Here is a 13,744-nt window from a genome sequence, read left to right as displayed (position 1 = left end):
CTGGGGCCTGCCGGCTTCACTGTCGGTCTGGCCCGGCCGGGTACGGTCCACCGGCCCTGGCCATCGTAGCGACGACTTGTCGGTTCCTCCCGCCGGGGTCCTCAGGTGTGATCAAACAAGCACGGACGGGCTATCGGACGGGCCGACGGACAGGGAGGAATACGGAAATCACGGACCTTCGCCCGCAACACCCGCAAGATGGGCGAGCCGCCCCCGCGCGATCCGGCGCAGCTCGTCGGCGGCGATGGCGCGCTCCTCGTCCGGCTCGTGCCCCAGCCGGTCCCTGATCCCGCTCAGCACGCGGTCCAGCAGCTCCTCCTCGCGCAGCCCGTCCAGGCAGATCACGAAGGCGTGCCGGAAGCGGCGCTCGTACTCGGCGTGCGCGGCGCGCAGCGCGGTGTGCGCCGCGAGGGTGCCTCGGCCGCGGGCGCCCGCGAGCGGCTGCGGGGAGAGGGACTCCTCGGCGAGTGCTTCGGCGAGGTCGCCCGGGCTGAGGTCGTAGCTGGCCTCGTCGGCGGCGGCCAGCAGCGCTTCCAGGTCGGGGTACGGGCGGTGCGCGGCGATCCGGCGGGCCCAGCGGCGGCTGCCGCAGCAGGCCAGCAGCGCGGCCTCGGCGGCGCCGGCGGCGGCCGAATTGAAGCGGTCGAGTCCGGACGCGCCGTCGGGAGGCGTCCGGCGCGGCCGGCACTTCTGCGAAGGTATGCCGGAGGGGGGAGCGTGCAGCGTGGTCGGCGGGGCGGCCGGGGGCTCACTGGACAGCGTGATCTCCTCGGGCAGCAGGGACAGCGCGCGCGGCGCGCGGGACCGGGACGACTCCGGCGGGGCCGGCACGCCGTCGGGGGCGGCGAGGGCCCTGGGAAAGGAGGGCCTGTCGGCGCTCGCGCCGTCTTCCGGGGATGGAGGTGGGTGACGGGCGGGCGAGACGTCACCGTAACGACGCAAGTCGCCTTCTGTCCGACGGATGCGCGAATTTCACCCGGATGAGAGAGCTTTCGCGCGCGTAGTGGACGGGACATTTCTCTAGCTGGCCATACTTCGCCCTGGAAAGGGAGGTTTGCGTAGATGAGGAAGCTGACGGCATGGGTGGCACTGGCCGCCTCGGCCCTGACCATCACCGGCTGCTCGGACAGCTCCGCGCAGCACGGCGGCGGCAGCGGTACCGGAAACCAGGATTCCAAGTCGCCCACGTCCGCCGCGTCCTCCGCAGCGCCCACGCCCCGCTGGGCCGCGGTCAAGGGACCCCCGCGCACGATCCCCGCGGTCCGCGGCTTCAAGGCCGCCGACGGCACCGGCTGGCGCGTCTCGAAGAACGCCCGCGTGGTCGTGCCCGCCGGCCGGAACAGCCCGGTCGCCGACGAGGCCCGCCGGCTCGCCGCCGACCTGGGCGGCCTGAAGCTGTCCTGGAAGGACGACGCGCGCCCCGGCGACGTCGAGCTGACGCTCTCGGGCAAGGGCAAGGCGGCGGACCAGAACAACGCGGCCCCCGCGAGCACCGCCGACGAGGCGTACACGCTCACCGCCCGCGACACCCGCCTCACCCTGTCCGCGCCCACCGACACCGGGATCTTCAACGCCACCCGCACGGTCGTGCAGTCCGTACGGGCCTCCGGCGGCGTCCCCGAGGGCACGATCCAGGACCGGCCCGACCGTGCCCAGCGCGGCCTGCTCGTCGACACCGCGCGCAAGCACTTCAGCGCGGACTGGCTGGAAAAGCGCGTCCGGGAGATGGCCGACCTCAAGCTCAACCAGCTCCAGCTGCACTTCTCCGACGACCAGGCGTTCCGCATCGAGAGCTCCAGTCACCCGGAGATCGTCTCCCCGGACCACCTGACCAAGGCCCAGGTCCGCCACCTGGTGAAGCTCGCCCGCGAGCTGCACATCACCGTCATCCCCGAGATCGACTCCCCGGGCCACCTCGGCGCCGTGATCGACAAGCACCCCTCGCTCCAGCTGCGCAGCGCCGCCGGTACCAGTCAGCGCGGCGCCATCGACATCTCGCAGCCCAAGGCCGCGCAGATCGTCGACGACCTGCTGCGCGAGTACGCCAAGCTGTTCGCCGAGGAGGGCGTGCCCGGGCCGCGCTGGCACCTGGGCGGCGACGAGTACCGCGCCCTGACCGTGAAGTCGCCCGGCACCACCTATCCGCAGCTCGCGCGCGCCGCCACCAAGAAGTACGGCGCCAAGGCCACTGTGCAGGACCTGACGACCGGCTGGCTCAACGACCGCGAGAAGACCCTGCGCAAGGCGGGCGTGCGGCACGTCGAGGCCTGGAACGACGGCTTCCACGACAGCAAGGTCGTCACCCCCGACAAGGACCGCACGGTGGCGTACTGGACCGGCAAGGAGATCGGCGCGAACGACCCGGCCGCGTTCCTGAAGGAGGGCCGCACGGTCGTCAACCTCAACGACGAGTACCTCTACTACGTCCTCGGCCAGCCGAACGACTTCACGTACCCGACCGGCGAGCGCATCTACAAGGAGTGGACCCCGGCCGTGCTGCGCGGCAGCAAGGCGGTCCCGGCCTCGCTGGCCGGGCCCGACCGCGTCCCCGGCGCCCGCTTCGGCGTCTGGTGCGACCTCGCCCAGTCCCAGACCACCGAGCAGGTCGCCCGCGGCATCCGGCTGCCGCTCGCCGCGCTGGCCCAAAAGGTCTGGGACCCGCGCAAGCCGTCGCTGTCCTGGACGGACTTCAAGGCCCGGGCGGCGACGGTGGCACCCACGCGCTGAAAAGCCCGGACGTACGCCTTCATGCCGCTTCGTCCCGGTCCGCTGTGACGTTCCCGCGCCCCGGCACGCAGTACTCCCAGCAAGGAAGTGCCGGGTGCGGAGGGAAGGCGTACGTCATGAGCCTGGTGGAACTGCTCGCGCGGGCCGATGCGCGCGGGCTCGCGGCGAGCGGCCTCGCCTGCCTGGACCGCTGCCTGCCGCTGCTCGGCGCGGACGACGACGCGCTGCGCCCGCTGTGGGCGAGCCTGACGGCGGACGGCGCCGAGTGGGGCACCCAGCTCGCGGCGGTACGGGCCGTGCTGCCGCCGGGCCCCGCGGACGGGGCGCCGGACGGGACCGAGCCGGCCGTACTGGCCCGCCGGATGCTCGACGCCGCACCGGCCACGGGCTCCGACGAGGAGGCGCTCCGCGCCTGGGCCGACGCCTGCTCCGGCACGGCGCTCCACCTCCACCACCTGCTGGATGCCGCCGGCAAGCCGTACGAGGGCGCGGACACCCTGGAGGACCGGCGCGCGGGCCGTACGGACGGCATGACCCCGCTGGTCGAGGCCGAGGTCCGGCGCCAGACGACCATCCTGGAACTGCTGGCCGGGCACGGCTCGGCGGGCCTGCGGCAGGCGGTGGAGGTCTCCGCAGAGGGGCGCCGCGTGCTGCGCGCGGTGGTCTCGCGACAGGCACGCGGCGCCGTCTGAGCCGCAGGCTTCCGGGGCCGGTACCGGATCAGGGCGTCAGCTGTTGCCCCAGCCGGGCGCCCGTCGGCGTACCGAGCTGGGTCAGGCCGAAGTAGACGGCCTGCGACGGGCTGACGCCCGTGCTGTTGCTCGGGATGTGCAGCAGCGTGCCGTTGCCCGCGTCCTCGCCCTCGGCGCCGAGGGTCAGGTCGGCGCGGCCGTAGCCGGAGAGGTCCGTCAGCGAGGCGGCGGAGCCCAGCTTGTCGTCGGTCTCGGTCGCGCCGGACACCCCGCTGGTGTCCTGGTGGAGGGAGAGCGCGCCGGTTCCGGTGAGGCCGGTCGAGGTGCCGCGCAGCAGGAGCGAGGTGCCCGAGTTGCTGCGGTTGGTCCCGTCCCGGGTGGTGTCCTCATTCGGGGCGCCCGCCAGCACGTCCGCGAACCCGTCGGCGTCGTAGTCGCCCACCGAGACCGACCAGCCCAGCGCGTCGCCCGACTCGGCGGCGCCCGGGACCCCGGTGGTGTCCTGGTGGACGGTCTTCATGCCGGTGGTGGTGAAGCCGGTGGCGGTGCCGGGGACCACGGTGACCTGGCCGCCCGCGTACGCGCCGGACTCCGAGGTGTACGGCTGGCCGATGGCGATGTCGTCGTAACCGTTGCCGTTGACGTCGCCCGCGGCGATCGAACGCCCGCCCTTCACGGAGAGCGTGCCCACCTTGGTCAGGCCGTTCGCGCCGCCCTTGAACCACACGACGCGGCCGATGAGGCCCGTGTCGCGGTAGTTGAGCGCCACGTCCGCGTAGCCGTCGCGGTTGAAGTCGCCGGAGGCGGCGTCCGCGTACGCCAGCGCGCCGGACGCCGTGCTGATCGTCGAGGCGTCCTCACCGCCCTTGCTGTACCGCGCTGCCCACGTGCCGCCGGTGCCGGTGGACGCCGCGAAGACGTCCGCCTTGCCGTCGGCGTCGAAGTCGCCGACCGCGACCGCGGAGCCGAACTTGGCCCCGGTGTACGAGAAGCCGTCACCGAGCTGCATGGTCGTGCCGGTGTTCAGGGCCGGGCCGTACAGCAGGGTGACCGCGCCGCGGTCCGCGTGGGAGGAGTCGTCCTCGCCGGGGGAGCCGACCGAGAGGTCCGCGTAGCCGTCGCCGTTCAGGTCGCCCCAGGCGGTCGCGGCGCCCCACTGGTCGCCGGACTCGTTCGCGCCGGGCACGCCCGCGCTGGACTGGGTGAGCGCGGTCTTCTTGGCGGCCACCGGGCCGTTGATGCCGCCCGGCAGCACGGTGACCCGCCCGCCCGAGGACGCCTTCGGGGTGCCGGCGACCAGGTCGCTGATGCCGTCCCGGTCGACGTCGGAGGTGGCCAGGGCGTGCGAGACGCCGGGGTTCGCCGCCAGGTCGGCGATCAGGCCCAGCTTGTCGTTGAGGTAGTCGCCGGGGCACAGGGTGGTGTTGGTGGCGCGGTGGCCGAAGACCCGCGGCAGCTCGACGGACTGACCCTTGGGGATCTTGTTGCCGTCGACGTCCTTGTCGGAGCCCGAGGTCAGCGTGACCTTGCCCCGCGGGTCGATCCCGTACATCCCGAACTTCCAGGCGACGACCCGGGCGATGGCGTCCAGCGCGGCCCGGCTCGGCTTGGCGCTCATGTAGTTGCCGATGTAGGAGATACCGACCGTGTTGGTGTTGAAGCCGATGTCATGGGCGCCCGTGACGGGCAGCTCCATGCCGCCGCTGCGGCCCTCGAAGATCTGCCCGCACTTGTCGACGACGAAGTTGTAGCCGATGTCGTAGTAGCCGCGGGTGAAGTGCTCCTGCTGGATGGTCCGCATCCGCTGCCGGGACTCGGCGCAGGAGATCTTGTTGTCGCTGTCGACACCGGTGTGGTGGATGACGGCGGCCTTGATCTCGGTGCCGTACGAGGGCGTGCCGTCGTAGTCCGTGGAGGCGCCCCACTCCTGCTGCGTGATGACCGGCGGCTTCACCACCGTCGACGGGCGCGGCGCGGGAACCGTCGAGGTGGGCGCGGGCGAGGGCGTCGCGGTGGCCGTCTCCGTCGGGGTGGCGGAGGGCGTGCCGGTGGCCGGTGCCGTGGGGGAGGGCGAGGGGGCGGCGGTGCCGTCCGCCGGGGCGGTGGGGGTGGCCGTGGGGTCCTCGGCGTACGCCGCCGGAGCCGCGTACGCCGCCGGGGCCGCGTACGCCGCCGTCGCCGGCCCGGAACCGGTACCGGGGTCGAGGAGGTTCACCTCCAGGCCGGCCGGCTGCCCGGGGGCCGCCGAGCCGTCCGCGCGCACCAGCCGCACCTCGACGCCGTCCGCGTCACCGGTCCACACCGAGGTGGTGCCGCCGCGCGTCCCCGCCCGCTCGGCCTCCGCGCCGTCCGCGGAGTACGGGTCGTCCGGCAGCTTCGTCCAGCCCGACCACTCGTCGGTCCCGGCGGCGCGGTAGCGCACCTCGGGCACGCCCTTCACCTTGGCGTGCGGGTCGTTCCAGGACACCATCACGGCGCTGAACCGGTCGGTGTCCCGCTTCGGCAGGCCCTTGCGGCCCGAGCCGAGGTCGGCCAGCCGTACGTCGTGGACCGCGGGCTTGCGGGCCTTCCCGTCGGGGCCCGCGGGACCGGCGACGGCGTACGTCGCCACCCCCGCGCCGCCCAGCAGGACGGCACCGGCCGTCACCCACACCCTGCTGCTCAGGCTCATCGGCCGGTACGCGTGCGACGTGCGCGGCAAGCGCGACGTGCGCGGTCTTCGAGGGCTCACGTGCCCACTCCTCAGTGATCGGCGAGAAAACCGGCTGGTTATACCGCAGGGCACGATGTCCACTCCAGTGAGCGGACTTTGCGGGGCAAAACGCACTATGGAGGCGTGTCCTGTGATGATTCGCGGTCCGCGTCCGCTGGGTCTTGTGGGAAACCGGACCGGGCCTCCCGGTATCCGGTCCAGCCGAGGGGGAGCAGATGGACGAGGCCGCGAGACAGGTGCCGGCGGCGGAGATGCGCGGCCGGGCGGCGGCGTTCGTCGCCCGGGTGACGGCGCGGAACCGGCTGCCGCTCGACTACACCGTGGCCAGCCTGCGGGTGGCCGACTTCCTCGTCGACGGGCTGCGCAAGGGCGGTACGGGGCGGGCGCGGCCCGCGGACGCGCTCTTCGGACTCGGCGCGTACGTCGGCGAGGTGCTGGTCCGCCAGGCCGGTGCCGTGTGGGTCGACCTCGACGAGGCGCAGCGCGCGCACTTCGGGCAGCCGGTCGGCGTACGGATGCCCGACGGGCGGGTGTGGAACCCGCTGGGGCGGGTGGTGAACCGCTTCGAATTCGGCACCGAGGACTCGCTGCGGACCTTCTATCTCCAGCTGCACGGCCGGGGCCGCGCCGGCGCGGCACTGTGACATTTCCGTCCGCTCGGACGCTGATGACTATGGAGGCACAGGTGCCCTGATCCGTACCGCGCCGCCGCGGACGCCGCGGATCCGCCGAGAAGGGGACAACGGGGTTGGGCCGGGGAGGGGAACCCCGTCGCGTGCAGGCGCACGACGGGGAGCTGGGCGCGGCAGTGGCACGGGCGCAGCAGGGGGACGAGGCCGCCTTCGCGGCCGCGTACCGCCTGGTGCAGCCGGGGCTGCTGGGCTACTTGCGCGGCCTCGTCGGCGACGAGGCCGAGGACGTGGCCGCCGAGGCGTGGCTGGAGATCGCCCGCGACCTCGGGCGGTTCAGCGGGGACGGCGCGGGATTCCGCGGCTGGACCGCGACCATCGCCCGGCACCGGGCGCTGGACCTGCTGCGCCGCCAGAAGGTACGGCCGCGCGCTGCCGCGTTCGAGCCGGACCTGGTCGAGCTCCCGGGCCCGCACAGCACCTCCGAGCAGGCCCTGGAGACACTCTCGACCGAACGGGTGCTGGCCCTGATCGCGGGACTGCCGCGCGACCAGGGCGAGGCGGTGCTGCTGCGCGTCGTGGTCGGCCTCGACGGCCCGGCCGCCGCCCGCGTACTGGGCAAGCGGCCCGGCGCCGTCCGCACGTCGGCCCACCGCGGGCTGCAGCGGCTGGCGGAGCAGCTGGGCGTGCGGCGGAACGGGGAAGAACGAAGCGGAACGAAGGACAAGAGGCGAAGGTGAGGAAGCCACGCATGGGCGGCGGTTCCAGGAACGCCGGTGCGGCGTCCGGAGAAGACGACACCGGCGGCCTCTCCGGGCTGGCCGAACTGCTCGGCGCCGCGGTGCGCGCGGGCGCGGCCGCCACTCCGGAAGGGGAGCGGCAGGCGGTCGCCGCGTTCCGCGCCGCCCGGGACGCCCGGGCGTCCGCGGCGGACACTCGACGCCGGGGCGCCTGGCTGCGGGGCGACCGGCTGCGGGGCGACCGGCGCCCGTGGCGTACCGGGCGGCCGGTACGTGCCGCGCTCGGCGCGCTGCTGGCGACGGCGCTGCTGGGCGGCGTGGCGGTGGCGTCGGTCGGTACGTTCAGCGGCAGTACCCCGGAGCGCCCCGCCCCGTCCCCCACCGCGCCCGGCCACGCCGTACCCCCGTCCGGCCGCCCGTCCCTGCCCGCGCGCCCCAACGTCCCGCTCCTCCGTCCGCCGCGGCCCTCCACGGAAACCCCACGGACGCCGGAGGGACCGGGGAAGTACAGCCACCACGGCCATCACGGCCACCACGGCAAACCGAAGCCGGGGCCGAAGGCGAAGCAGGGGCCGAAGCACACGAAGCCCGCGAAGCGGCCGAAGCCTCATCAGGAAAAGGGAGAGCCCCCGAAGCCCCGGCAGGAACAGGGGCGGGGGCACACGGCGAAGCAGTCGCACACGGGGAAGCCCGGGAAGCGGGCGAAGCCGCCGCACAAGGCGAACAAGTAAAGAACAGAAGGGGGACGGCCGGGGCCGCCACCCCCCACAGGAGAGGCCCCGGCCGTCGTTCGCGGGAGGGCCGCACCGGGCCCTCATCCTCTACAGCGCCACCGGGCCCGAAAGCGTCACAGTGGCGTCACTCGCCGTACGGACGACCGCATCCCGGCGACTCTGGACGCAGGGCGGCCGATGCCCGTAACGTGCAGGTCCGCGCCGGTCGGTGCGCTTGCCACGCGTCCTGCGGCGGCCCTGCGGGCCCGGCGGACGGGCGCCAGGCGTACTTACTTCGGCGTAGGGGGCACCACGGGATACCGTCGGCGCCAGAAGCAGTTCCTTTACCTGCGGTAGCCGGACGCCGGCAGCAGACGTAGGCAGCAACGACCGGGCGGCGGATGCTCCGCGTGCGACAGGATGGACCCGTGCAAGGGGACGACACTCAGCCGGACGACAGCCGGTTGACGGTCGCCGTACAGGCGGCACAGGACGGTGACGAGACGGCCTTCCGTACCGTCTACCGGGCCGTACATCCCCGTCTGCTGGGATATGTACGGACCTTGGTGGGCGAAGCGGACGCCGAGGACGTCGCCTCCGAAGCCTGGCTGCAGATCACCCGGGACCTCGCCCGCTTCAGCGGTGACGCCGACCGCTTCCGCGGCTGGGCGGCCCGCATCGCCCGGAACCGCGCGCTGGACCACATCCGTATGCGCGGCCGCCGCCCGGCCATCGGCGGCGACGAGAGCGAGCTCACAGAGAAGCCGGGCCCGTCCGACACGGTCGACGAGGCCCTGGAGTCGCTCGGCACCGGACGCGCGTTCCGGCTGATCTCCCAGCTCCCGCAGGACCAGGCCGAGGCCGTCGTGCTGCGGGTGGTCGTCGGGCTGGACGCCAAGAGCGCGGCCGGGGTGCTCGGCAAGCGCCCGGGCGCGGTCCGTACGGCCGCCCACCGCGGGCTGCGCCGGCTCGCCGAGCTGATCACCGACCGCGAGGACGGCCCGGCCGCCCGCGAAGGAGCCGTGCCGGACGGGCAACCGGAAGGGCTTCCGGACCGTCCTGTACCAGGGAGCAGGCCGGCCGGCGGGCCCGTGGGAGGTGTGCCCTTCCCGCGCCGCGGTTGTCGGACCGGCGGAACGGAATCGTACGTACCAGGTGTGACGGAAACGGCCGCACGGACGCAGAAGGACATGTGATGGCCGACGACCGGTACAGCTGGCTCGACAAGAACGCCGCGGAGAGTTTGCTGCGCGGCGAACGGGTCGATGCCGGCGGCGGCTTCGGCGCGGACGAACTGAACGACCTGCTCAACGCCGCAGCCGTGGCCGGCGCGCACCCGCCGGCGGACGCCCCGCTGCCCGGCGAGGAGGCCGCTGCCGCCGCGTTCCGCCAGGCTTCGGCGGGACGGTCTACGCGCGACACTGCCGCGGCCGGCGGCGCGGCGCGGGCCACCGCGGAGGACGGCATACCCGTGGTGCGGTCCGTGCCCGGCGGCGGCGCGTCCCGCACCACCGAACGCACTCGCATCGGCCGCCCGTTCCGGCGCGGCCTCGCCGTCGCCCTCGCCGGCTGCGCGCTCGGCGGCGTCGCGGTGGCCGCCGGCACCGGCGTCCTCCCCACCCCCTTCTACGGCGGCCACGCCGACCCGTCCCCGAGCGCCACGGCCGCCGTCACCCCCAGCCTGCTGGAGAGCCAGGGCCCCGGAGCGGATGCCTCGGACGACGCCGGGCGATCGCCCGACGCGAGCCCGGACTCCTCGGCGCCCGCCACGCCCACGTCCCCCGGCTCGTCGGACGGCACGCCGACGCCCGGTCACAAGGGCGGCGGCGCCTCGAAGGACCCGCTGCCGCAGCTCACCCCCGGAGGGGGCGGCCTGGGCACCGGCACGGCGAAGCGGCGGGCGGCGGTGCTCGCGCTCTGCCGTGACTACGAAGCGGGCCGGACCTCGCCCGGCGACCGGCGGCGCCTGGAGCGCGCGGTGGGCGGCGCGGAGAAGCTGCACGCCCTCTGCAAGCAGTACCTCCAGCAGAACGGCGTCACGGGCGGCCTCGGCGGCTCAGGGCCGACCTCCGGCTCCGGCCTCACCGGCGGCTCCGGCTCCACCGGCTCCGGCGGCTCCACCGGCTCCGACGGCGACTCCTCGGGCGGCGACACGTCCGGCGGCGACGACTCCTCCGGCGGCCACGAGTCGGGCGACGGCAGCAAGGCGGGCGACGACGCAAGCCACCCAGAGGTGGCTCCGACGACTTCCCCGGCTCCCGCGCCCACCCTGACGGCCACGCCCGAGCCAACGCCGAGCGCTTCCACCGCAACCACCCATTGAGCAACCCCTGGGGCGCCCAGCCCCCTCCGGGGGAGCGGCGCCGGCTTGGGCGCAAAGAAAGGGCGCGAGCGGGGCCGGGGGAACGTGCCCCGCTCGCGCCGAACGCGCGGTGCCGTAGGTACGGGGGGAACCCCGGCTCCCGCGCAGCCGATGACCAGTCGGCTTCAGTACGTACAGCGTCACGGTCGCCAAAAACGTCACACCTGCCGCGCCGGACGCCCGCACGGCCCGCCGCCTACTTGTATATGACGACCTTCGTGCCCGGGCTGACCTGCTGGAACAGGGCGGCGAGCTTCTTTTCGTCGCGGACGTTGACGCAGCCGTGGGAGGCGCCCGTGTAGCCGCGGGCCGCGAAGTCGCTGCTGTAGTGGATCGCCTGGCCGCCGCTGAAGAACATCGCGTACGGCATGGGCGTGTGGTAGATCGTCGAGACGTGGTGGCGGCTCTTGAACGTGATGCCGAAGGTGCCCTCGCGGGTGGGGGTGTACTGCGAGCCGAAGCGCACGTCCATCGCCGAGACGACCTTGCCGTCAACCATCCATGCCAGCGTGTCACTCGTCTTGCTGATGCAGATCACCCGGCCCGTCAGGCACCGCTTGTCGGGCGCCGCCACCGGCCGGCTGGTGGGCGGGTACAGCTCGGTGCGCGTCGGGTGATGGGTCCGTACGCGGAGGGCGCTCAGCGTCGCCGCGTCCGCGCTGCCGGTGCGGGGGAGGCCCTGGGCGCGCTGGAAGGCCGTGACCGCGGCGGCCGTGACGGAGCCGTAGAACCCCGTCGGATTCCGGTCGAAGTGCTTCAACTGGCGAAGGCGGGCCTGTAGTTCGCGTACTCGTTCGCCGCGGGCGCCTGCGGCGAGCACCGGCTTCGGGGCGGCCCGGGTGGGCTTCGGGTGCGTCGCCGGCGGCCGGGGCGCGGGCGCGCGCGTCGAGGGCGGTGCGGCCGGTGTTGTCGGGAGGGAGGCGCGCGGCGCGGGAGCGGCATGCCCTGCGCCCTTGCCGTCGTCGAGCCGTACCCGCATCTCCTTGCAGCCGGCCGTCACCGACAGTGCGGCGGTCAGCGCCAGCGTGCCCGTCAGCGCGTGGACCGTTCTGCTACGACGCATGCGACGCATATCCCACCCCTGGGGTCTCACCCGCCCCTCCTCATGCTTCCCGGCGCTGCGGCCCGCCGAACCTGCGGTCATGCTGGGAGTCGTGCTGTGAGCAAGGTCCTAGGCCGCTCCCCTCCACGGGGCGCACGGCCACCGCTACAGTCCGTCGCGAAGGCACTCGATTACTGAGCAGTAGCACAGCGGGAGGCAGGCACCATGGCGCGCGAGTCCGGCAGCTCTCGATTCACCGAGAGCGGTTTGCCCATCGAGCCCGTTTACGGTCCGGACGCCCTCGGCGACTGGGACGCGGCGGAGAAGCTGGGCGAGCCCGGTGCATACCCGTACACCCGGGGCGTGTACCCGACGATGTACACCGGACGCCCCTGGACGATGCGCCAGTACGCCGGGTTCGGTACGGCCGCCGAATCGAACGCCCGGTACAAGCAGCTGATCGCGAACGGCACGATGGGTCTGTCCGTCGCCTTCGACCTGCCGACGCAGATGGGGCACGACTCCGACGCGCCGATCGCCAGCGGCGAGGTCGGCAAGGTCGGTGTCGCCATCGACTCGATCGAGGACATGCGGGTGCTGTTCGGCGGCATCCCGCTGGACAAGGTCTCCACCTCGATGACCATCAACGCGCCCGGTGCCCTGCTGCTGCTCCTGTACCAACTCGTCGGCGAGGAGCAGGGCGTCGACCCCGCCAAGCTCACCGGCACCATCCAGAACGACGTGCTGAAGGAGTACATCGCCCGCGGCACCTACATCTTCCCGCCCAAGCCCTCGCTGCGGCTGATCGCCGACATCTTCAAGTACTGCAAGGCCGAGATCCCGAAGTGGAACACCATCTCGATCTCCGGCTACCACATGGCCGAGGCCGGCGCCTCGCCCGCGCAGGAGATCGCCTTCACCCTCGCGGACGGCATCGAGTACGTACGGACCGCGGTCGCGGCCGGCATGGACGTCGACGACTTCGCGCCCCGGCTGTCGTTCTTCTTCGTCGCCCGGACGACCATCCTCGAAGAGGTCGCCAAGTTCCGTGCGGCGCGCCGCATTTGGGCCCGGGTGATGAAGGAGGAGTTCGGCGCGAAGAACCCCAAGTCGCTGATGCTGCGCTTCCACACCCAGACCGCGGGCGTACAGCTGACGGCCCAGCAGCCCGAGGTCAACCTCGTGCGCGTCGCCGTCCAGGGCCTGGGCGCCGTCCTCGGCGGCACGCAGTCGCTGCACACCAACTCCTTCGACGAGGCCATCGCGCTGCCGACCGACAAGTCGGCGCGGCTGGCGCTGCGTACGCAGCAGGTCCTCGCGTACGAGACGGACGTCACCGCCACCGTCGACCCGTTCGCCGGGTCCTACGTCGTCGAGAAGATGACCGACGACGTCGAGGCCGCCGCCGTCGAACTGATGGGCAAGGTCGAGGAGATGGGCGGCGCGGTCGCCGCCATCGAGAACGGCTTCCAGAAGAACGAGATCGAGCGCAGCGCGTACCGGATCGCGCAGGAGACGGACTCGGGCGAGCGGGTCGTGGTCGGCGTCAACCGCTACACGCTCGACGAGGAGGAGCCGTACGAGCCGCTCCGCGTCGACCCGGCCATCGAGGCGCAGCAGGCCGAGCGCCTGAAGAAGCTGCGCGCCGAGCGGGACCAGGCCGCGGTGGACGCGGCGCTGGCCGACCTGAAGAAGGCCGCCGAGGGCACGGACAATGTCCTGTACCCGATGAAGGACGCGCTGAAGGCCAAGGCGACGGTCGGCGAGGTCTGCAACACCCTGCGCGAGGTGTGGGGCGCTTACGTCCCGACGGACGCGTTCTGAGCGAGCGGACGCGTTCTCCGCGGGTGGGCGCGTTCTGAGCAGGTGGGCGCGGGCGGTGCTGCCCGCGCCCTGCGTCAAACTGGTCTCATGTCGTCACCCCGTCGCACCTGTCCCGTCTGCACCAGAGAGATCGCCGTGGTCGGCGGGCGGTTCGCCCGGCACGATCCGCCGGGCCGGCGTACCGGGCTCGAACTGATCTCGTGTCCCGGCTCGCGGCGGATGGCGCCCATGATGGCGCCGGCGGAGAAGCTGTTCGACCCGGAGGAGCCGCCGATGCCGGGGCAGCAGCCGCTGTTCTGAAT

The 13,744-nt window shown here is 73.4% G+C and carries 12 protein-coding genes; 9 read left to right on the top strand and 3 right to left on the bottom strand.

Features of this window, described 5'->3' with window-relative positions:
- Positions 1-168: 168 nt before the first annotated feature.
- Positions 169-831, bottom strand: a complete 663-nt coding sequence (locus tag ACZ4MH_RS10040) for a 2-oxo-4-hydroxy-4-carboxy-5-ureidoimidazoline decarboxylase (RefSeq protein ID WP_467754450.1) — start codon at positions 829-831, stop codon at positions 169-171.
- Between the two features lie 231 nt (positions 832-1,062).
- On the opposite strand from ACZ4MH_RS10040, the gene ACZ4MH_RS10035 reads away from it, so the two are divergent.
- Both ACZ4MH_RS10035 and ACZ4MH_RS10030 read left to right on the top strand, forming a co-directional pair.
- Positions 1,063-2,727 carry a beta-N-acetylhexosaminidase gene (locus ACZ4MH_RS10035; RefSeq protein ID WP_351593824.1) on the top strand — a complete coding sequence of 555 codons (1,665 nt, stop codon included), beginning with the start codon at positions 1,063-1,065 and terminating at the stop codon, positions 2,725-2,727.
- Positions 2,728-2,843: 116 nt separating this feature from the next.
- Positions 2,844-3,419 carry a hypothetical protein gene (locus tag ACZ4MH_RS10030; RefSeq protein WP_351593822.1) on the top strand — a complete coding sequence of 192 codons (576 nt, stop codon included), beginning with the start codon at positions 2,844-2,846 and terminating at the stop codon, positions 3,417-3,419.
- Positions 3,420-3,447: 28 nt separating this feature from the next.
- On the opposite strand, the gene ACZ4MH_RS10025 is transcribed toward ACZ4MH_RS10030, so the two are convergent.
- Entirely contained in the window at positions 3,448-6,150 is a 2,703-nt protein-coding gene (locus ACZ4MH_RS10025; RefSeq protein WP_351593820.1) for an FG-GAP-like repeat-containing protein, read from the bottom strand.
- A gap of 197 nt (positions 6,151-6,347) precedes the next feature.
- Between ACZ4MH_RS10025 and ACZ4MH_RS10020 the strand changes: the two genes are divergently transcribed.
- The 5 genes from ACZ4MH_RS10020 to ACZ4MH_RS10000 all read left to right on the top strand — a co-directional run bounded on the left by ACZ4MH_RS10020 (position 6,348) and on the right by ACZ4MH_RS10000 (position 10,537).
- Positions 6,348-6,776 carry a hypothetical protein gene (locus tag ACZ4MH_RS10020; RefSeq protein ID WP_351593818.1) on the top strand — a complete coding sequence of 143 codons (429 nt, stop codon included), beginning with the start codon at positions 6,348-6,350 and terminating at the stop codon, positions 6,774-6,776.
- Between the two features lie 104 nt (positions 6,777-6,880).
- On the top strand, positions 6,881-7,501 hold the full coding sequence (locus ACZ4MH_RS10015) for an RNA polymerase sigma factor (protein WP_467754449.1): 621 nt from the start codon (positions 6,881-6,883) through the stop codon (positions 7,499-7,501).
- Complete coding sequence (locus ACZ4MH_RS10010; RefSeq protein ID WP_467754448.1) at positions 7,498-8,232, top strand: hypothetical protein; 735 nt, start codon at positions 7,498-7,500, stop codon at positions 8,230-8,232. The genes ACZ4MH_RS10015 and ACZ4MH_RS10010 overlap by 4 nt, the downstream gene beginning before the upstream one ends.
- 410 nt (positions 8,233-8,642) lie before the next feature.
- On the top strand, positions 8,643-9,410 hold the full coding sequence (locus tag ACZ4MH_RS10005) for an RNA polymerase sigma factor (RefSeq protein WP_467754447.1): 768 nt from the start codon (positions 8,643-8,645) through the stop codon (positions 9,408-9,410).
- Positions 9,410-10,537 carry a hypothetical protein gene (locus tag ACZ4MH_RS10000; protein WP_351590806.1) on the top strand — a complete coding sequence of 376 codons (1,128 nt, stop codon included), beginning with the start codon at positions 9,410-9,412 and terminating at the stop codon, positions 10,535-10,537. Before ACZ4MH_RS10005 ends, ACZ4MH_RS10000 begins: the two co-directional genes overlap by 1 nt.
- A gap of 235 nt (positions 10,538-10,772) precedes the next feature.
- Here ACZ4MH_RS10000 and ACZ4MH_RS09995 read toward each other — a convergent pair whose 3' ends face one another.
- Positions 10,773-11,648, bottom strand: a complete 876-nt coding sequence (locus tag ACZ4MH_RS09995; RefSeq protein ID WP_351590809.1) for a L,D-transpeptidase family protein — start codon at positions 11,646-11,648, stop codon at positions 10,773-10,775.
- Between the two features lie 195 nt (positions 11,649-11,843).
- On the opposite strand from ACZ4MH_RS09995, the gene ACZ4MH_RS09990 reads away from it, so the two are divergent.
- A complete protein-coding gene (locus tag ACZ4MH_RS09990) occupies positions 11,844-13,442 on the top strand; it encodes an acyl-CoA mutase large subunit family protein (RefSeq protein WP_351590812.1) in 1,599 nt (532 codons plus the stop codon).
- An 87-nt stretch (positions 13,443-13,529) separates the two neighbouring features.
- Positions 13,530-13,742, top strand: a complete 213-nt coding sequence (locus tag ACZ4MH_RS09985) for a hypothetical protein (protein ID WP_351590814.1) — start codon at positions 13,530-13,532, stop codon at positions 13,740-13,742.
- The last annotated feature ends 2 nt before the right edge of the window (positions 13,743-13,744 follow it).

This window comes from Streptomyces sp. NPDC026301 (genome assembly GCF_055567935.1).
This window is presented reverse-complemented; position numbering and strand designations above follow the sequence as displayed.

Bases quoted from the DNA above. Each gene is read 5' to 3' on its own strand.
- ACZ4MH_RS10035 (WP_351593824.1), top strand. From the start codon at position 1,063: ATGAGGAAGCTGACGGCATGGGTGGCACTGGCCGCCTCGGCCCTGACC.
- ACZ4MH_RS10030 (WP_351593822.1), top strand. From the start codon at position 2,844: ATGAGCCTGGTGGAACTGCTCGCGCGGGCCGATGCGCGCGGGCTCGCG.
- ACZ4MH_RS10020 (WP_351593818.1), top strand. From the start codon at position 6,348: ATGGACGAGGCCGCGAGACAGGTGCCGGCGGCGGAGATGCGCGGCCGG.
- ACZ4MH_RS10000 (WP_351590806.1), top strand. From the start codon at position 9,410: ATGGCCGACGACCGGTACAGCTGGCTCGACAAGAACGCCGCGGAGAGT.
- ACZ4MH_RS09995 (WP_351590809.1), bottom strand. From the start codon at position 11,648: ATGCGTCGCATGCGTCGTAGCAGAACGGTCCACGCGCTGACGGGCACG.
- ACZ4MH_RS09990 (WP_351590812.1), top strand. From the start codon at position 11,844: ATGGCGCGCGAGTCCGGCAGCTCTCGATTCACCGAGAGCGGTTTGCCC.
- ACZ4MH_RS09985 (WP_351590814.1), top strand. From the start codon at position 13,530: ATGTCGTCACCCCGTCGCACCTGTCCCGTCTGCACCAGAGAGATCGCC.